Source organism: Ideonella oryzae (assembly GCF_024055665.1).
Lineage (GTDB): Bacteria > Pseudomonadota > Gammaproteobacteria > Burkholderiales > Burkholderiaceae_C > Ideonella > Ideonella oryzae.
Map to the genome: position 1 here is coordinate 200,739 of NZ_JAMXMC010000005.1, position 16,495 is coordinate 217,233.

The window sequence follows — 16,495 nt, forward strand, 5'->3', positions numbered from 1 at the left end:
CCGATGCCCCCGCGTCCCATCACCGATCCCCGCACCGCCCGCCTGGTAGCCGCCTACGAGGCCCTGCGGCCCGACACCGTGCCAGACCTGCTGGCGCTCTACGACGACGAGGCCCTGTTCAAGGATCCCTTCAACGAGGTGCGCGGCCAGGCCGCCATCGGCCGCATCTTCGCCCACATGTTCCAGGCCCTGGCCGCCCCACGCTTCGAGGTGCGGGTGGCGGTGACGGAAGGCAACGACGCCTTCCTGACCTGGGACTTCCACTTCGCCCGCCGCGGCCAGCCCGAGCGCTGGACCATCCGCGGTGCCAGCCACCTGCTCTACACCCCGGACGGCCGGGTCTCGGTGCACCGCGACTACTGGGACGCCGCCGAGGAGCTGTACGCCAAGCTGCCGCTGCTGGGCGTGCTGATGCGGGCGCTGCAGCGGCGGCTGGGCACGCCCGCCTGAAGGCGGGGCGCCCCCGCCCTCAGAGAAAGCCGATGGACAGCCAGGGCAGCGCCGCCACGACGATGGTGCCGACCAGCAGCGCCAACGCATAGCCCAGCATCGGGCGGATGCCCTCGTCAGGGTGCACCCGGCCGATGGCACAGGCGGCGTAGTAGCCCACCCCCAGCGGCGGCGCGAACAGGCCCAGGCCCATGGACAGCACCACCACCATCGCATAGTGCACCTCATGGATGCCCAGCGCACGGGCGATGGGGAACAACAGCGGGCCGAACAGCACCACCGCGGGAATGCCTTCCAGCACCGAGCCCAGGATGACGAAGATCACGACGGACACGGCCATGAACATCGGGGCCCCGCCGGGCAGTGAGCCCATGGCCTGGGCCAGCGCGCCGGAAAAGCCCGACTGGGTCAGGCCCCAGGCCATGGCGGTGGCCGTGCCGATGATCAGCAGGATGGCACCGGACAGCGAGGCCGTGGCCACGAGCATGGGACCGATGCGCCGCCAGTCGAACTGCCGGTAGACCAGCAGGCCGGCCAACACCGCATAGGCGATGCCGAGGGTCGAGACTTCGGTGGCGGTGGCCACACCCTCCACCACCGCAGCGCGGATGACGAAGGGCAGCGCCAGCGCCGGCAGGGCGATGGCCCCCAGGCGGGCCACCTCGGTCCAGGGCGTCTTCTTCACGCCACTCAGGTCTTCGTGGCGATAGCGCCGCCAGACCACGGCGCACAGCACCAGCCCCAGCACCAGGGCGGGCAGCAGGCCCCCGGTGAACAGGGCGGCGATCGACACCCCCGTGACCGAGCCGATGGTGATCAGCACCAGGCTGGGCGGCACGGTCTCGGTCTGCGCCCCCGTGGCAGCCAGCAGGGCCACGAGCTCGCCCTCCTTGGCCCCGCGCTCCTTCATCTCGGGAAACAGCGCCGGTGCCACCGCCGCCATGTCCGCCGCCTTGGAGCCCGAGATGCCCGAGACCAGGTACATCGCGCCGATCAGCACATAGGACAGGCCGCCGCGCACATGGCCCAGCAGCCCGGCCAGGAAGCCCACCATGGCCTTGGCCATGCCGGTCATCTCGATCAGCAGGCCCAGAAACACGAAGAGCGGAACCGCCAGCAGGATGAGGTGCGACATGCCCTCGTCCATGCGGCCGACAATGACCGGCAGTGCCGTGGTCGTGCCAAGGGCCAGGTAGCCGAAGGTGGCCAGGCCAAAGGCGAAAGCGATGGGAATGCCCGCGAACACGCAGCCCGCGCCGACCCCGACGAAGAAGATCAGCAGGTTCCAGCGCCCCAGGTCCTCGAACAGGCTGCCGCCCAGCCAGAATGCGCCCACCACCACGCCGACCACGGCAACGGCACTGGCCGCCGCCCGCCAGGGGCTTTCGCGCAGCAGGCGCAGGGCCGCGAACACCATCATCAGCGCGATGCCGGTGGGCAGCGCGGCCGCGCGCCAGAGGTTGGAGACCTCCAGCGCCGGGGTGGTGATGTACTGTTCCTCGGAGGCATATTCCCAGGCCGGGCCGATGACCATGGCCAGGAAGGCCAGGGCCGCGCACAGGGCCAGGGCCTCGAACAGCGGCCGTCGGTGGGGCGCTGCGCGGGAGAGCAGCGCGGTCATGCGCATGTGCTCGCCGCGTCGCAGGGCGATCACCGCGCCCAGCATGGCCAGCCAGATGAACAGCATGGAGGCCAGCTCGTCCGACCAGACCAGCGGCTGGTGCAGCACGAAACGGGCGATCACGCCCGCCAGCAGCACCCCGATGTCCGCCAGCACCAGCAGGCCCGCCGCGCCGTCGACCAACCTGCCCAGGCCACGCTCGCAGGCCCTGAGCAGGGCTTGCGCGCCGGCATGGGCGGGCGGCGCCTCGGAGGCAACCCCGTGGGCCACCGGAACCGAATGCGCCGCCCAGCTCATGTCAGGCTCCCGACCGAACGCTCCAGGATGGCCCAGGCGTCGGCACCGAATTTGGCCTTCCACTCGGCATAGAAGCCGGCCTTCTTCAGGCTCTCGCGGAAGGTGGCCGTCTGCGCCTGGCTGAAGCTCAGCCCGCGCTCACCCAGGGACTTCATCAGCGAGGCGTTCATGCTCGCCACGTCGGCGCGCTGCTTCATGCCGGCGGCATTGATGTGCTTGGCCACCACCGCGCGCAGGTCGGGCGGCAGCTTCTCCCAGGCCCGCCGGTTGCCCAGGAACCAGAAGCCGTCCCACATGTGGTTGGTCATCGCGCAGTACTTCTGCACCTCGTAGAGCTTGGCGGTGTCGATGATGGCCAGCGGGTTCTCCTGACCATCGACCACCTTGGTCTGCAGCGCCGAGTAGACCTCGGCGAAGTTGATCGAGGTGGGCGCCGCGCCCAGGCCCTTGAACATCGAGGTCCACATCGGCGAGACCGGCACGCGGATCTTGAAGTTGTTGAGGTCGGCCGCGGTGTTCATCGGCTTGGTCGACGATGTGATCTGACGGAAACCGTTGTCCCAGATGCGGTCCATGACCACCAGGTTGGCCTTGTTGATCTGGCCGCGCACATAGGCGCCCAGCTCACCGTCCAGCGCCTTCCACACGGCGTCGTAGTCAGGGAAGGCGAAACCCACGCCGGTGATGGCGGCCGCCGGCACCAGGGTGGACAGGATCAGGCCGGACAGGGTGAAGAACTCCACGCCACCCGAGCGCAGCTGACTGAGCATGTCGGTGTCGCTGCCGAGCTGGCTGGACGGGAAGATCTGGATCTCCACCCGGCCCTTGGTCTCCTCCAGGATGGCCGCGGCCATTTCCTTGGCGCGGATGTTCATCGGGTGGGTGACCGGCAGGTTGTTGGCGTACTTGTAGCTGAACTCTGCCTTGGCGGCGCGGGCCACGGTCCAGGGGCCCACGGTCAGGGCGGATGCGGCAGAGGCGGCGGCTGCGGTTTGCAGCACCTGGCGACGGGTGAGGGTCATGGTTTGTCTCCGAGTTGTTGGAAGGGCCGGACTCTGAAGGTCCGTGTGTGTGGCCTGTCCCTGGGGGTCATCAGGTCATGGCGGGATCCTCGATCTCTCCGCGTGCAACGAGCTGCCTGCGGATGTCGTTCTTCGTGACCTTGCCGTAGCCGGAGCGGGGCAAGGCCTCCCAGAAAAAGAATTGGCGGGGCCAGCGGTACTTGGCGCAGCGGCCCTCCAGGTGGGCCAGCAGAGCCTCGGCGTCCAGGGCTTCTGCGCGGCGCACCACCACAGCCACGCCGATCTCGCCCCACTTGGGGTCGGGCACGCCCAGCACCGCCACCTCGGCCACGCCCGGGTGGGTGAGCAGCACCTCCTCGACCTCGCGCGGGTACACATTGGAGCCACCGGAGATGTACATGTCCGACTCGCGACCGGTGATGTAGAGCAGGCCGCGCGCGTCCAGACGGCCCAGGTCGCCGGTGTGGAACCAGCCTCCCCGCAGGGCCTTGGCGGTGGCCTCAGGGTTGTTGAAATAGCCGGCGAACACGCCCGGCCCGCGGCAGCAGATCTCGCCCACCGTGCCCGCCGGCACCGGCTGGCCCGCGGCATCGAGGATGGCCACCTCCATGCCGGTACGCGGGCGGCCGCAGGAGCCGACATGGGCATGGGCGTCTGCGTCATCGACCGCATGCATGGCGGGCGGCAGCACCGTGATGCAGCCGGTCACCTCGCCCAGGCCGTAGTACTGCACCAGCACCGGGCCGAGCTTCTGCAGCGCCAGACGCTGGTCAGCGCGGTACATCGGCGCGCCGGCATAGATGACGTAACGCAGCGCGCTGTGGTCCACCTGGTCCACGGCCGGGTCCTCCACCAGCATCTTGACGATGGTGGGCACGGTGAAGAGGTGGGTGACCCGGTGCTGCTCCACCAGGCGCCAGAACACCGCGGGATCCAGCTTCTCGCTGGGCAAGAGCACATTGGCGCCACCGCGCGCCACGTTCAGCAGGGCATGGATGCCGGCACCGTGCGACAGCGGGGCCACGGTGATGGTGGTGTCCTCTTCGGTCAGGCCCGGCACCAGGTCGGCCAGGTGGTTGGTCACGATGAAAGCCATCTGGCCGTGCGTGAGCATGGCCGCCTTGGGCCGACCGGTGGTGCCCGAGGTGTAGAAGTACCAGAGCGGCTGATCGGCCGTGACGGTGGCCGGCGCCGTGGGCGCGCCCAGGTGGGTGCGCACCAGATCCTCGTAGGACAGTTCACCGGCGCGCGGCTGGCCGATGGTGACCACATGGCGCAGGCCGGAAGAGGCCGCGCGCACCGCGTCCACATGGCCGGGGAAGCAGTCCTCGGCCAGCATCACCGTGGCCTCGCTGGAACTGCCCAGGTAGGCCACCTCGGCCGGCGTCAGCCGGAAGTTGGTGGGCACCCAGACGGCCCCGAGGCGGAAGGCCACCCAGCAGCTCTCGAACAGCGCCCGGTTGTTGCGCGACTGGACCAGCAGCTTGTCGCCCTGCTGCACGCCCAGCGCGCGCAGTGCCGCCACCATCGCATCCACGCGGGCGTTGATCTCGCGCCAGCTCCACCAGACGGCGCCCTGGATCAGGCCAGGCCGATCCGGAAACTGCGCCGCGGTCTGCGACAGCAGCGTGGCGAGGTTCATCACCTGGGCCTGACTCATACCGCCTCCAGCACGCTGAGGTAGTTGGTCACCGCGGCGCCGCCCATGTTGAAGACGGCCCCGATGCGGGCGTCGGCCTTCTGCATGTCGCCGGCGCGGCCGCTGAGCTGCATGGCCGCCATCACGTGCTGGGACACCCCGGTGGCCCCGATGGGGTGGCCGCGGGACTTGAGCCCGCCGGAGAGGTTGACCGGCAGGCGGCCGTCGCGGGCGGTCACGCCGTCCAGGGCCACGCGGGCCCCCTGCCCCTGCGGTGCCAGGCCCATGGCCTCGTACTGCAGCAGTTCGGCCATGGTGAAGCAGTCGTGCGTCTCGACGAAGTCCAGATCGTCCAACCCCAGGCCGGCCTGGACCAGGCCCTGCTGCCAGGCGAGTGCCGCCCCCTCGAAGCGGGTGGGGTCGCGGCGCGAGAGCGGCAGGTACTCGTTGACCTGGGCGCGGGCGCGCCACCGGACCGGCGCCACCGACGCACCGCCCAGCGGCTCCGCCGAGATCACCAGCGCGGCCGCGCCGTCGGACACCAGCGAGCAGTCCGAGCGCTTGAGCGGACCGGCCACGAAAGGGTTCTTCTCGGACGGCTGGCGGCAGAAGTCGAAGCCGAGGTCGCGCCGCATGTGGGCATACGGATTGCGCATGCCATGGGCGTGGTTCTTCGCCGAGATGGTGGCCAGCGCATCGCTCTGGTCGCCATAGCGCTCGAAGTAGGCCTGGGCGATCTGACCGAAGATGCCCGCAAAGCCCGCGGGCGTGCTGGCTTCCTCTTTCACATAGGAGCACTTGAGCAGCACGTCGCCCACCTGGGCGGTGGGCAATGTGTTCATGCGCTCGAAGCCCACCACCAGCGCACGCTTCACGCGGCCGGACTGCACGGCATCCAGCGCGGCCCAGATGGCGGCCGAACCGGTGGCGCAGGCGTTCTCCAACCGCACCGCGGGCACATGCCGCAGCGCCGGGATGGCCATGGCCACCAGGGCCGCACTGAAGTCCTGCGGCAGGAAGCCGCCATTGAAGTGGCCGACGAAGATGCCGTCGATGTCGGCCGGGGCCAGGCCGGCGGTTTCCAGCGCGGCGCTGGCGGCTTCACGGATCAGCTGTTCGCTGTCGGCCTGATCGAGTTTGCCGAAGGGCGTGTGGCCCCAGCCGACGATGTAGGAAGCATTGCGCATGGGTGTCTCCCCGAATGACGTCAGCAGGCGGCCTGGGCCTGGGTGCGGCGCAGCGTGGGCAGGCCCACGCCGGCAGCATCGAAGCCACCATCCACCGCCAGGAACTGGCCGTTGACAAAGGCGGCCTGCGCACTGCAGAGAAAGCCCACCGCCTCGGCGATCTCCTCCACCGTGCCGTAGCGGCCCAGCGGGATCGCGTCGTAGTAGTCCGAGCGGATGGCCACGCTATGAACCAGCTTGGCCATCTCGGTCTCCACCGGCCCGGGGCAGACGGTGTTGACGCGGATACCGGCGTTGCCGAACTCCACCGCCAGCTGCTTGGTCAGGTGCACCAGGGCCGCCTTGCTGGTGCCGTAGGCCACGCGCAGGGTGCTGGCCCGCAGCGCCGAGATGGAGGCGATGTTGACGATGGCCCCGCCCTGCTCCTTGGACATCAGCGCGCCAAAGGCCTGGCTGCAGAGAAAGGCGCCATCCAGGTTGGTGCCCATCACCTCGCGCCACTCGGCAAAGCTGGTCTGCTGCACCGGCTTGAAGATGGCCACGCCGGCGTTGTTGACCAGCGCGTCCACCCGGCCGAAGCGGGCCTGCACCGCCTGGGCGGCGGACTCCACCTGGGCGGGGTCTGACACGTCGCAATGCAGGGCCAGCACCGCGTCGCCATGGCCCAGGGTGGTCACGGCGGTGTCCAGGGTGGCGGCGTCGCGGTCCAGCAGGGCCACGCGGTGGCCGTGGGCCAGGAACCACTGCGCGATGGCCAGGCCGATCCCGCGGGCCGCACCGGTCACGACGGCAACCGGCGGATGTGTGTTGTCAACAGGCATGGATGTCTCCGTTCATGTGTTCTCAAGGGGTGGGGCGGTCACGGCGCCCTCGGCAGGAAGCCACTCTTCGAGAGTGACCTCGAAAGTGACGCAAATGGGGTTGGCGCCGGCCACGAAGGGCCCGCCGTAGACCTGGCCCTGGGTGTCCGACACGACACCCGTGAGCGCCGCGCGCAGGCTGCCGTCGGTCTGGGCCCGCACCTCGCCGGCCAGGCTGACGATTTCCACCGCCGGGCCCCGCACCACCAGGGCACTGCCGTCGTGCTGCTCCATGCAGGCGTCAACCAGGCTGCCCAGCGCGCCGCGCACGAAGGCGTTGCGAAAGCCCTGGGCCAGACACAGCTTCTCGACGCTCTGCACCAGGTCCTCGTTGGGGGAGATGCGGCCGTAGGCCACACGGCCCATCTGACCGGCTTCGACCAGGCGGCACTCAGACATGGGCCACCTCCGACACGGTGGCGGACAGCGGGTGCAGCAGCGGCGTGCGGGTCTCGGCATCCACGTCCACCCGCAGCTCGAAGCCCTCCAGCGAGGTGGCCAGCACCGTCATCGGTGCCGTGCCGACGCGGCAGCGCTCGGTCAGCAGATGGCCACCCAGCATGCGGCCATCCCCGCCGCGGAACACCGCATGGCAGTGGACGATGGGCCGGCCTGCGGCCGTCTTGCCCAGGGTGGCGTTGCCGAAGACGAACTGGGCGGACTCGGTGACCATCGGCGCGCTGTAGCGCACCAGGGCCTGGCCCGAGCGGTCCTCACCGGCAAAACAGAAGGTCAGCAGATCGAAGCGGCCACCGATCAGGGTCATCGACGCGCTGGTGACCTGATGGGCGGCCAGTCCCTCGACCAAGGCCTCGTACAGGGATGGTCCCGAGCCCACCGACAGCCGGAAATGGCGGCCGTGGGGGGCATGCATCGCATCGATGCGGGAGGCCCGGAACGGGCCGGGGTGAACGAGGGTGCGCGGCCGGGGTAGCGCCGCGAATCGCTCTGGCATGTCGTGTCTCCTGTGTGCTCTTGGCAACGTCGCCTTGGGGTGGGTGGGGTCACCACCGGAACCGGGCGTTTTAGGAACTCTACGAATGGACAGCGATTTGCGGAAATTTAGATTACGGAAGGATCGATTTGCGGAGCAAATGAATGGACCTGCGTCACCTGCGCTGTTTCGTGGCCGTGGCCGAAGAGCTGCACTTCGGCCGTGCGGCCGAGCGCCTGCACCTGTCCCAACCCCCGGTGAGCCTGGCCATCAAGGAGCTGGAGGGCGAGCTGGGCGTGACGCTGTTCGAGCGCACCTCGCGCCGCATTGCGCTGACCCGCGTGGGGGAAGAGATGCTGCAGGACGCCCGGGCCGCGCTGGCCTCCTCCGAGGCCCTGAAGCGTCGGGCCCGCGATACCGCTGAGGGCCAGGTCGGCGCACTGACCGTGGGCTTCATCAGCCTGGCGGCCTATGCCTTCCTCCCGCCCTCGCTGCGCCGCTTCACCGAGGATTACCCGCGGGTGAAGGTGGCGCTGCAGGAAGGCACGACCGACCGCATCCTGGAGGACCTGCAGCAAGGCCGCCTGGACCTGGGCTTCGGCTTCCTCACCCCCGAACAGCCCGAGGCGCTGGCGCGGCAGACGGTGTTGCGCGAACCGCTGGTGGTGGCCCTGCCCGCCCACCACCGCCTGGCCTCACGCAAGAGCATCGACATCACCGAGCTGGCCGAGGAGCACTTCCTGGGCTTCGAGCGCTATTACGGCCCGCTGATGTTCGACGCCATCGTCGCCACCTGCATGCGCCACGGCTTCAGCCCACGCCTGTTCCCGGCCCGGCAGATGCACACCATCGTCAGCCTGGTGGCCGGTGGCATCGGCGTGGCCCTGGTGCCCGCCAGCGTGATGGCCCTGCGGCGCGAAGGGGTGGTGTACCGCCCAATGTTGGGCGAGAAGACCTTCGTCGAGACCTGCGCCTTCTGGCGGCGAGACGACCGTTCACCGCTGCTGCAGGCCTTCATGGCCTACCTGCCCCACTGAGGGCCGCGGCCATCGCCCTGCCGCCCGGCGCCCGGCCTGCAAGAATGGGCCATCGCCATCTCCTGCAGGCCCCGTCCATGTCCGCTGCCCCCCGCCTTCCCGTCCAGGCCCGTCCTGCCGTCCACCAGCTGGCCGGCTCGCTCATCCGCGAGGTGGCCAACAGCGCCATGGGCCGGTCCGACGTGCTGCCCTTCTGGTTCGGCGAGTCGGACCAGCCCACCGCCGACTACATCCGCGCGGCGGCGGTGCAGTCGCTGGACGCGGGCGAGACCTTCTACAGCCAGAACCTGGGCCGGCCCTATCTGCGCGAGGCCATCGCGGCCTACCTGGGGCGCCTGCATGGCCAACCGATGGACGCCGCCCGCGTCGGCGTCGTGGCCTCGGGCGACACCGGCCTGATGGTGACGATGCAGCTGCTGCTCTCGCCCGGCGACCGGGTGGTGGCCGTCACGCCGCTGTGGCCCAACATCTGCGAGATGCCGCGGGTGCTGGGCGCCGAGGTGGTGCGGGTGCCGCTGTCGTCCACCGAAGGCCGCTGGCACCTGGACCTGGACCGCCTGCTGGCCGCGCTGACGCCCGAGACCCGGCTGCTGATCGTCAACTCGCCGAGCAACCCCACCGGCTGGACCATCGAGGAGGCCCAGGTGGACGCCCTGCTGGCCCATTGCCGGCGGCACGGCATCTGGGTGCTGAGCGACGATGTGTACGAGCGCCTGGTCTACGACCCGGCCCGGGCTTCGGCCCCGTCCTTCCTGCGCCGCTACGAAGCGGGTGACCGCATCGTCTCGGTCAACAGCTTCTCCAAGGCCTGGCGCATGACCGGCTGGCGCGCCGGCTGGATGGTGGTGCCCGAGGTGCTGGCCGACGACCTGGCCAAGCTGATCGAATACAACTTCTCCTGCGTCTTCGAGCCAGTGCAGCGCGCCGCCGTGGCCGCGCTGGCGCAGGGCGAGCCCGACGTGGCCCGCCTGCGCACCGAGCTGCAGAGCACCCGGCGCGTGCTGAGCGAGGCGCTGCGCGCCCTGCCCGGCGTGGAGGTGCCCGAGGCCGGTGGCGCGATGTACGCCTTCTTCCGCCTGGACGGCTTTGCCGATTCGCTGGACCTGGCCAAGCGCCTGGTGGCCGAGGTGGGCCTGGGCCTGGCCCCGGGCGCGGCCTTCGGCCCCGAGGGCGATGGCTGGCTGCGCTGGTGCCATGCGGTGAGCGACCCGCAGAAGCTGCTGGCCGGCGTGGACCGGCTGGCCAGCTTCGTGGCCCGGCACCGGCCGGGCTGACCTTCGCGCGAACCCGCGTTCGGCGCCAGCCGGCGCCGGTGGCCCGGCTCAGGTGCGCATAGTCGTGCAGATCGCTGAGCATGAAGTGCCGGTTCTGCACCTCGCCCATGTGGGCCAGGGTGGCGGCGTCGCCCGCCAGCCACTGGCGGGCCGTGACGCGGAATTCCTGCGGCATGGCCTGGTTGAAGGCCGAGGACTGGACCAGCAGATGGCAAACCTGCTCAAACAGCAGGCGGTAGCGCTCGTCCTCGGCCGCCTGGTAGACATCGCCGAAGTCCCGCCAGCGGGGCTGCCCGGCCCCCGCCGCCGCATCCCAGCGGTCGAACAGGCGCAGGTAGTCGTCGGCATCCGGCCCCGCCTGGGGCCCCTGCGGCCGGCCGGGCATGGCGCTCAGGCGGCCTGGGGCTGCTGCAGGCGTTCCAGCAGCAGCGGCCGCACCTGGTCCACCCAGGCGTCGAGCCGAGCGTCCGTCAACATGCCCTGGGTGCGCTGGTCGATCACCAGGCCGACGAAGCGGCCCTCCACCAACGCGGCCGATTGCTCGAAGGTGTAGCCCTCGGTGGGCCAGCCACCGATGATCTCGGCGCCCCAGCCCTGCAGCACGTCGTGCAGCCGGCGCAGCGAGCTGGCGAATCGCTCGGCATAGCGCTCCTGCGCGCCCAGGCCGAACAGCGCGATGCGCTTGCCGCGCAGGCTCACATCGGCCGGCATCTTGGCCAGGAACTCCTCCCAGTTCGATTCCAGGCAGCCCGCGCTGTGGCCGGGGATCTGGCCCACGCCATAGCTGGGCGTGCCCAGAATCAGCGCGTCATGGGCCAGCAGCTGCGCCGGCTCGATGCGGTTGACGTTGAGCGGCTTGGCGGCGATGGCCTCGCCCAGTCGGGCCTGGATTTTCTTGGCCACCAGACGGGTGGTGCCCGTCTCGGTGCCGAAGAAGATGCCGATCTGCTGCATGGGGCGGGCTCCTGCATGAAAGGTGCTGCATGGGACAAAGGCGCGGCCGGAATGTCGGCAATGCGACATCCCAGGACAGGCTGTGCAAACACCGCAAGAAGCGTGCAGGCTCATCCGCTGACCCACCCGATGACCCACCGGACGTGCGATGAACCTGTGCGATTCTCTCGGGCAAGTGCCGGGCCAGCCGCAGCGCCGCGCCGCGCCGCCTAGGATGCAGCGTCACCACAGGAGGGGCCATGCCCACCGACGCCACCGCGCCCGCGCCCTTTCGGGCCATCCTCTGCCACTTCGACAGCTACAGCGCCGCGCTGAACTTCGCCTGCTGGCCCGAACGCTGCCTGCTCTGGCCCAGCGCCTTGCCCGAGGGCGCCGCGCTGGGGCCCGTGAGCCTGCCACGCAACGGCGAAGCCGTCCGCCAGGCCATGGCCCAGGCGCTGGCCCTGCCCGACAGCGAGCTGGTCTGGGCCCCTGACTACGACCAGGGCCTGCAGACCGCCGAAGGCGAGATCCGCGTGCACCTGCTGCGCTGCACCGCCTTCGAGCCCCCGGCCGCGGCCCTGGAGGCCGCCGGCGGCGTGTTCAAGCCCATCTCGGCGCTGCGCGGCTACCCGCCGGTGGAGCTGGCCCTGGTGCGCGAGGTGTTCAACCTGATCGTCGGTGGCGCGGGCCATCGGGCCTGAGCCGGGAGCCCGCCATGTCTGTGCTGGACCTCAACGAGGACAACTTCTCAGCCACGCTGCAGGCCCATCCCCTCGTGGTGCTGGACTTCTGGGCCACCTGGTGCGCGCCCTGTCGCCAGTTCGCGCCGGTGTTCGAGGCGGCCGCGCAGCGGCACCCGGACATGCTCTTCGGCAAGATCGACAGCGATGCGCAGGCCGATCTGGCCGAGGCCTTCGAGATCCGCTCGGTGCCCACGCTGATGGTCATCCGCGAGCAGATCCTGGTCTTCCGCCAGAGCGGCGTCTTGTCGGAGGCCCAGCTGCAGCAGGTGCTGGAGCAGGCCCGGCTGATCGACATGGATGAGCTGCGCGCCGAGATCGCCGCAGCCGAGGGCGACCTCGACGCCATCGACCACTGAACGCTCAGCGCCGATAGCCCTCCTCGGCCAGCACCTGCTGCACCACCGGCATGCGGCGCATCCAGGCCAGGTGGGCCGCGCAGTGCGGCGGCAGCGGCAGGCCAGTGTGCTCGGCCCAGAAGAAGACGTAGAACAGCGCGGCATCGGCCAGGTTCAGCCGGCGTTCCAGGCTCTCGGCCGCCAGCGCCTGCTCCAGCACGGCAAAGCCGGCCTGCACAATCTCTCGGCCTCGGGCCTGGATGGCCTCGGTCCAGCGCCGCGATTCGGCCTCCTCCAGGCCGGCCGGCAGGTAGGCCTCTGGCGTGAAGACACGGGTCCAGCCCTGGCCGTGCACGGTGCCCACCGCGTAATCCAGCCGGCCGATCAGTGCGGCCGCGGCCGCCGCATCGTCGGGCAGCAGCTGGGCCCGCGGCACACGCCGGGCCAGCCAGTGGGCGATGGCGCCGAACTCGGTCAGCACGCGGCCGTCGTCCAGTTGCAACGCGGGAATGCTGCCCTTGGGGTTGAGCGCCAGGTAGGCCGGCTGGCGGTGGTCGCCCGCCGGCAGGTTCAGCACCGTCACCTGGAAGGGCAGCTCCAGCGCCTCCAGCAGGATGTGGATGCCGGTGGAGCAGGAGCCCGGCGTCATGAAGAAGGTCAGCATCGGGCGATGGTAGGCAGCGGGCCGCCGCAGCGCGCGGGGGCCGCGCAAGCCCGAGCGCGGTGCTGGAGAAAGGCATCTTGGCGGACGCGGCGGCGGGCGCCCGTCCTACACGGCGCGCCGGGGCAGCGCCGAACAATGACAGGCCCGAACTGCCTTTTGTCGAATCCCCATGGCCCAGCCCCCGGCCCCTCTGCTGATCGGTGTCTCCGCCCGCATCTACCACCCCGACAGCCCGGTGCTGGACCTGGGTGGCGTGTGGACCAAGACGCTGCACTACCTGGAACAGTCGGTGGCCCTGTGGCTGATGACCCAGGACGCGGTGCCGGTGATGGTGCCGGCGGTGGCCTCGGGCAGCCTGCAGTCGCGCAAGGCCCTGCAGCTGGAGGCCTACGCGGCGGCGCTCGATGGGCTGGTGCTGCAGGGCGGGGCCGACGTGGCGCCGCAGAGCTATGGCGAGAAGCCCCTGCGGCCCGAGTGGGCCGGCGACGCGGTGCGCGACCAGTACGAGGTGGCGCTGATCCATGCCTTCGTGGCGGCACGCAAGCCGGTCTTCGGCATCTGCCGCGGGCTGCAGATCCTCAACGTGGCCTTCGGCGGCAGCCTGTTCCAGGACCTGACCACCCAGCACGGGCCGACGGTGACCCACTTCGCCCCGGGCATCTACGAACGCAACCACCACCCGGTGGACATCGAACCCGGCTCCTGGCTGGCTCGGGTGTACCCCGGTCTGCGCCGCACCTGGGTCAACAGCATCCACCACCAGGCCATCCAGCGCCTGGCGCCGGGCTTCGAGGTGGGCGCGCGCAGCCTGGAAGACCAGACCATCGAAGCCATCAGCTGCCACGAGGGCAGCTACATCGCCGGGGTGCAGTGGCACCCCGAATTTCCCACCCGGGGTGGCGACAGCCCCTTCGACGACCAACCGCTGCTGCGCGACTTCCTGCAGGCCTGCGCCCAGCGCCAGGGCCGGCGCAGCGGCTGAGCCTGTGGCCCCCGAGAACAAGAAGGAGACCGCCATGCGCTTTGCCGCTTCCGAAACCCTCAGCCTCGGTCTGGAGCTGGAACTGCAGCTGGTCTCGGCCACCACCGGCCAGCTCTCCCCCTCGGGCTCGGCCCTGTGGGAGGCGCTGCAGGCCAGCCCGACCGGCCGGCACTTCGCGCTGGAGGCCACGCAGGCCACCATCGAGCTCAATGCCTCGGTGCACCAGGCGGCCGAATCGCTGCGCCAGGAGGTGCACGCCCTGGTGACCCAGGCCCAGGCCGCGGCCGGGACACTGGGGCTGGCCCTGCGCGGCGGGGGCACGCACGTGGCCCAGTTCTGGAACGAGCGGGTGCTGTCGCCCACCAACCGGGCGCAGGTGCTGGACCAGCGCTTCGGCTTCCTGCCCAAGCGCTTCTCCACCTACGGCATGCACGTGCACGTGGGCATGCCCGACGCCGAGAGCGCGGTGCGGGTGGCCAATGTGCTGCAGGCCCACACACCGCTGCTCATCGCCCTGTCCGCGGCCTCGCCCTTTCTGCAGCACGGCGACTCGGGCTTTGCCGCCTGCCGCCCGCTGGAGCCGCTCATCTACCCGCACGGCGGGCCGCTGCCCCCGCTGCGGGACTGGGCCCACTTCTGCGCTCTGGTGCGGGAGCTGTGCGACACCGGCATCGCCGAGTCGCTCAAGGACATCTACTGGGACGTGCGGCCCAAGCCCGAGTTCGGCACGGTGGAGGTGCGGGTGTTTGACACGCCGCTGAACGTGGACCGGGCGGTGGACCTGGCCGCCTGGACCCGCGCGCTGGCCGGCCTGGCGCTCAACGGGCAGCTGGCGCTGCCGCAGCCGCGCTGCCATGTCACCGAAGCCAAGGTCAGCCGCTTCCTGGCCTGCCGCGACGGGCTGCAGGCCCGGCTGTTCGACCCGGTGCTTGGCGACTGGGTGAACGCCCGCGCCTGGGCCCTGGCCCTGTCCGATCAGATGGCGCGGCAACTGCCCACCCCCATGGACCGACAGGCCCTGGACCGCCTGGCCGCCGCCTGGCGGGCCGGTGAGGGCACGCAGGAGGACCATGCCCGCATGCGCGCCCTGTGGCGCCACCTCAGCCCCGACGGCGCACTGCCCGATGGCACGGCGCCCGCGGCCGACACGCTGGCGGCCTACTCCGCCGCGCTGTGCGCGCAGCTGGCCCCGGCCTGAGGGATCAGCGGCAGGCCGGCGGCACGCGGGCCACCAGCGTGCCCTCGGCCGCCGAGCACTTCCAGAACAGACGGCGCTGGGCGTCCAGCCGGGGCGTGAACACCAGGGCGCCCTCGGGCGTGCTGACGGTCAGCACCATCTGGTCGGTGTCCAGCTCCAGACCGGCGCCATGCCGGGTCTGCGTGGGCGCGCCTGCGGCTTCCAGCGATTCCGGCACCTCGTGGTGCGCGTCGAAGTAAGCGGTCAGGGCCTGGCGGGCCACCTCGGACTCCGCATAGGCCACGTTCAGGACCTGCCGGGCCTGGTAGTCCTTGTAGGCCGGCAGCCCCACCGCCGCGGCCACGCCCAGGAAGTACACCAGCATCAGGAAGCCGAAGCCGGCCCCGGCCCGCCCGGCATGGGGCACGCACAGCGCCAGCAGATAGGCCAGCGGGTTGCGCGCGGGCATGCGGGCCGAGGCATCCTGCACCTTCAGCACGCGGAAGGTCGTCCAAGGGTAGGCGGCCACCAGACCATGGAAGGAGGCCCAGAAGCCGCGGGTGCGGCGCGCCTGTTCGGCAAAGGCCGTCAGGTTCAGACCGGCCCAACGTTCACGTCCGGCCGCCAGGGCGACCAGGGCCCGCGCGGCACCCTCGGTGGTGGCGCAGCAGGCCGCGCCATGGCGGTCGCAGGTGCGCTCCGTGGCCCGTGAATAGGCCGCCCCCAGCAGGGGCAGCCACAGCGCGGGCCAGCGCAGGAAGTGGCCAGTGAGGTGGCGCTTCTTCAGGTGGCCCAGCTCATGCCCCAGGTAGAAGCGCACGCCATCGGAATGGCCCTTCATGGCGTCCACCACGTCGGAAAACAGCACCACGAACGGACGCCCCAGGAACTGGGTGGTGAAGGCGTTGAGCACGCCGTTGCCGTTGAGGACATAGACCTCGGGGCAACGGGGCATGCGCAGGGTCTCGCAACAGGCCTGCACATCGGCCCACAGGTCCGGCATCTGGTTCTCGGACAGCGCCACGCCATGGCCACGGATGTGGGCGATCAACGCCGACTGCGCGAACAGGTAGATGAGATAGCCCACCGCCAGCACCGCCAGGGCGATCCCGAACGTGCCCAGCACCAGGCCGAGCCACACCAGCATCCCGATGACCAGCGCCACCGCGCCCAGGGACCGCTCCTTGGGGTCCGTCCAATCCTGCATGACCACTCCCTCGCCAGTTTGGAAATTTGACTGTTTGAAACACCCGGTGACCGGGCGCGGCGGATGTTGCCATCGGCCCATCCGACCTTGACGGGGCCACCCACCCTCGAACGTGGGGGCCGGCTCCTCC

At 70.5% G+C, this 16,495-nt stretch carries 17 protein-coding genes; 7 read left to right on the forward strand and 10 right to left on the reverse strand.

Features of this window, described 5'->3' with window-relative positions; translation table 11 throughout:
• Nucleotides 1-3 precede the first annotated feature (3 nt).
• Nucleotides 4-450, forward strand: a complete 447-nt coding sequence (locus M0L44_RS09785; protein WP_252769538.1) for a nuclear transport factor 2 family protein — start codon at nucleotides 4-6, stop codon at nucleotides 448-450.
• 19 nt (nucleotides 451-469) lie between these two features.
• Here M0L44_RS09785 and M0L44_RS09790 read toward each other — a convergent pair whose 3' ends face one another.
• The 7 genes from M0L44_RS09790 to M0L44_RS09820 form a co-directional block, all read right to left on the reverse strand.
• A complete protein-coding gene (locus M0L44_RS09790; protein ID WP_252769539.1) occupies nucleotides 470-2,368 on the reverse strand; it encodes a TRAP transporter large permease in 1,899 nt (632 codons plus the stop codon).
• Complete coding sequence (locus M0L44_RS09795) at nucleotides 2,365-3,390, reverse strand: TRAP transporter substrate-binding protein (RefSeq protein WP_252769540.1); 1,026 nt, start codon at nucleotides 3,388-3,390, stop codon at nucleotides 2,365-2,367. The genes M0L44_RS09790 and M0L44_RS09795 overlap by 4 nt, the downstream gene beginning before the upstream one ends.
• Before the next feature lie 70 nt (nucleotides 3,391-3,460).
• Nucleotides 3,461-5,050, reverse strand: a complete 1,590-nt coding sequence (locus tag M0L44_RS09800; RefSeq protein WP_252769541.1) for an acyl-CoA synthetase — start codon at nucleotides 5,048-5,050, stop codon at nucleotides 3,461-3,463.
• Nucleotides 5,047-6,216 carry an acetyl-CoA acetyltransferase gene (locus tag M0L44_RS09805; protein ID WP_252769542.1) on the reverse strand — a complete coding sequence of 390 codons (1,170 nt, stop codon included), beginning with the start codon at nucleotides 6,214-6,216 and terminating at the stop codon, nucleotides 5,047-5,049. The genes M0L44_RS09800 and M0L44_RS09805 overlap by 4 nt, the downstream gene beginning before the upstream one ends.
• Before the next feature lie 20 nt (nucleotides 6,217-6,236).
• Nucleotides 6,237-7,037 (reverse strand): SDR family NAD(P)-dependent oxidoreductase, encoded by an 801-nt coding sequence (locus tag M0L44_RS09810; RefSeq protein WP_252769543.1) that lies wholly within the window; start codon nucleotides 7,035-7,037, stop codon nucleotides 6,237-6,239.
• Between the two features lie 12 nt (nucleotides 7,038-7,049).
• The gene (locus M0L44_RS09815) at nucleotides 7,050-7,475 is read right to left on the reverse strand and encodes a PPC domain-containing DNA-binding protein (RefSeq protein ID WP_252769544.1); all 426 of its coding nucleotides are present in this window, start codon (nucleotides 7,473-7,475) and stop codon (nucleotides 7,050-7,052) included.
• A complete protein-coding gene (locus M0L44_RS09820) occupies nucleotides 7,468-8,031 on the reverse strand; it encodes a PCC domain-containing protein (protein WP_252769545.1) in 564 nt (187 codons plus the stop codon). Before M0L44_RS09820 ends, M0L44_RS09815 begins: the two co-directional genes overlap by 8 nt.
• 143 nt (nucleotides 8,032-8,174) lie before the next feature.
• Here M0L44_RS09820 and M0L44_RS09825 point away from each other — a divergent pair, with 143 nt between their 5' ends.
• Entirely contained in the window at nucleotides 8,175-9,047 is an 873-nt protein-coding gene (locus tag M0L44_RS09825; RefSeq protein WP_252769546.1) for a LysR family transcriptional regulator, read from the forward strand.
• Between the two features lie 77 nt (nucleotides 9,048-9,124).
• Nucleotides 9,125-10,321: a pyridoxal phosphate-dependent aminotransferase gene (locus tag M0L44_RS09830; protein WP_252769547.1), complete on the forward strand. Its 1,197-nt coding sequence runs from the start codon at nucleotides 9,125-9,127 to the stop codon at nucleotides 10,319-10,321.
• A 390-nt stretch (nucleotides 10,322-10,711) separates the two neighbouring features.
• Here M0L44_RS09830 and M0L44_RS09835 read toward each other — a convergent pair whose 3' ends face one another.
• Nucleotides 10,712-11,275 carry a flavodoxin gene (locus tag M0L44_RS09835; RefSeq protein ID WP_252769548.1) on the reverse strand — a complete coding sequence of 188 codons (564 nt, stop codon included), beginning with the start codon at nucleotides 11,273-11,275 and terminating at the stop codon, nucleotides 10,712-10,714.
• Between the two features lie 239 nt (nucleotides 11,276-11,514).
• On the opposite strand from M0L44_RS09835, the gene M0L44_RS09840 reads away from it, so the two are divergent.
• Both M0L44_RS09840 and M0L44_RS09845 read left to right on the forward strand, forming a co-directional pair.
• On the forward strand, nucleotides 11,515-11,958 hold the full coding sequence (locus tag M0L44_RS09840) for a hypothetical protein (protein WP_252769549.1): 444 nt from the start codon (nucleotides 11,515-11,517) through the stop codon (nucleotides 11,956-11,958).
• 14 nt (nucleotides 11,959-11,972) lie between these two features.
• Complete coding sequence (locus M0L44_RS09845) at nucleotides 11,973-12,356, forward strand: thioredoxin family protein (RefSeq protein WP_252769550.1); 384 nt, start codon at nucleotides 11,973-11,975, stop codon at nucleotides 12,354-12,356.
• A gap of 4 nt (nucleotides 12,357-12,360) precedes the next feature.
• On the opposite strand, the gene M0L44_RS09850 is transcribed toward M0L44_RS09845, so the two are convergent.
• The gene (locus M0L44_RS09850) at nucleotides 12,361-12,999 is read right to left on the reverse strand and encodes a glutathione S-transferase family protein (RefSeq protein WP_252769551.1); all 639 of its coding nucleotides are present in this window, start codon (nucleotides 12,997-12,999) and stop codon (nucleotides 12,361-12,363) included.
• Nucleotides 13,000-13,168: 169 nt separating this feature from the next.
• Between M0L44_RS09850 and M0L44_RS09855 the strand changes: the two genes are divergently transcribed.
• Both M0L44_RS09855 and M0L44_RS09860 read left to right on the forward strand, forming a co-directional pair.
• Entirely contained in the window at nucleotides 13,169-13,981 is an 813-nt protein-coding gene (locus M0L44_RS09855; protein ID WP_252769552.1) for a gamma-glutamyl-gamma-aminobutyrate hydrolase family protein, read from the forward strand.
• Between the two features lie 34 nt (nucleotides 13,982-14,015).
• Nucleotides 14,016-15,179: a YbdK family carboxylate-amine ligase gene (locus M0L44_RS09860; protein WP_252769553.1), complete on the forward strand. Its 1,164-nt coding sequence runs from the start codon at nucleotides 14,016-14,018 to the stop codon at nucleotides 15,177-15,179.
• 4 nt (nucleotides 15,180-15,183) lie between these two features.
• Here M0L44_RS09860 and M0L44_RS09865 read toward each other — a convergent pair whose 3' ends face one another.
• Nucleotides 15,184-16,365, reverse strand: coding sequence for a M48 family metallopeptidase (locus M0L44_RS09865; protein ID WP_252769554.1), 1,182 nt, complete (start codon nucleotides 16,363-16,365; stop codon nucleotides 15,184-15,186).
• Between the last annotated feature and the right edge of the window lie 130 nt (nucleotides 16,366-16,495).

What these genes read in the sequence shown, in the direction of transcription:
- M0L44_RS09815 (WP_252769544.1), bottom strand. Translation starts at nt 7,475, where the DNA reads ATGTCTGAGTGCCGCCTGGTCGAAGCCGGTCAGATGGGCCGTGTGGCC.
- M0L44_RS09855 (WP_252769552.1), top strand. Translation starts at nt 13,169, where the DNA reads ATGGCCCAGCCCCCGGCCCCTCTGCTGATCGGTGTCTCCGCCCGCATC.
- M0L44_RS09795 (WP_252769540.1), bottom strand. Translation starts at nt 3,390, where the DNA reads ATGACCCTCACCCGTCGCCAGGTGCTGCAAACCGCAGCCGCCGCCTCT.
- M0L44_RS09860 (WP_252769553.1), top strand. Translation starts at nt 14,016, where the DNA reads ATGCGCTTTGCCGCTTCCGAAACCCTCAGCCTCGGTCTGGAGCTGGAA.
- M0L44_RS09835 (WP_252769548.1), bottom strand. Translation starts at nt 11,275, where the DNA reads ATGCAGCAGATCGGCATCTTCTTCGGCACCGAGACGGGCACCACCCGT.
- M0L44_RS09810 (WP_252769543.1), bottom strand. Translation starts at nt 7,037, where the DNA reads ATGCCTGTTGACAACACACATCCGCCGGTTGCCGTCGTGACCGGTGCG.
- M0L44_RS09850 (WP_252769551.1), bottom strand. Translation starts at nt 12,999, where the DNA reads ATGCTGACCTTCTTCATGACGCCGGGCTCCTGCTCCACCGGCATCCAC.
- M0L44_RS09825 (WP_252769546.1), top strand. Translation starts at nt 8,175, where the DNA reads ATGGACCTGCGTCACCTGCGCTGTTTCGTGGCCGTGGCCGAAGAGCTG.
- M0L44_RS09800 (WP_252769541.1), bottom strand. Translation starts at nt 5,050, where the DNA reads ATGAGTCAGGCCCAGGTGATGAACCTCGCCACGCTGCTGTCGCAGACC.
- M0L44_RS09830 (WP_252769547.1), top strand. Translation starts at nt 9,125, where the DNA reads ATGTCCGCTGCCCCCCGCCTTCCCGTCCAGGCCCGTCCTGCCGTCCAC.
- M0L44_RS09785 (WP_252769538.1), top strand. Translation starts at nt 4, where the DNA reads ATGCCCCCGCGTCCCATCACCGATCCCCGCACCGCCCGCCTGGTAGCC.
- M0L44_RS09790 (WP_252769539.1), bottom strand. Translation starts at nt 2,368, where the DNA reads ATGAGCTGGGCGGCGCATTCGGTTCCGGTGGCCCACGGGGTTGCCTCC.
- M0L44_RS09865 (WP_252769554.1), bottom strand. Translation starts at nt 16,365, where the DNA reads ATGCAGGATTGGACGGACCCCAAGGAGCGGTCCCTGGGCGCGGTGGCG.
- M0L44_RS09805 (WP_252769542.1), bottom strand. Translation starts at nt 6,216, where the DNA reads ATGCGCAATGCTTCCTACATCGTCGGCTGGGGCCACACGCCCTTCGGC.
- M0L44_RS09840 (WP_252769549.1), top strand. Translation starts at nt 11,515, where the DNA reads ATGCCCACCGACGCCACCGCGCCCGCGCCCTTTCGGGCCATCCTCTGC.
- M0L44_RS09820 (WP_252769545.1), bottom strand. Translation starts at nt 8,031, where the DNA reads ATGCCAGAGCGATTCGCGGCGCTACCCCGGCCGCGCACCCTCGTTCAC.
- M0L44_RS09845 (WP_252769550.1), top strand. Translation starts at nt 11,973, where the DNA reads ATGTCTGTGCTGGACCTCAACGAGGACAACTTCTCAGCCACGCTGCAG.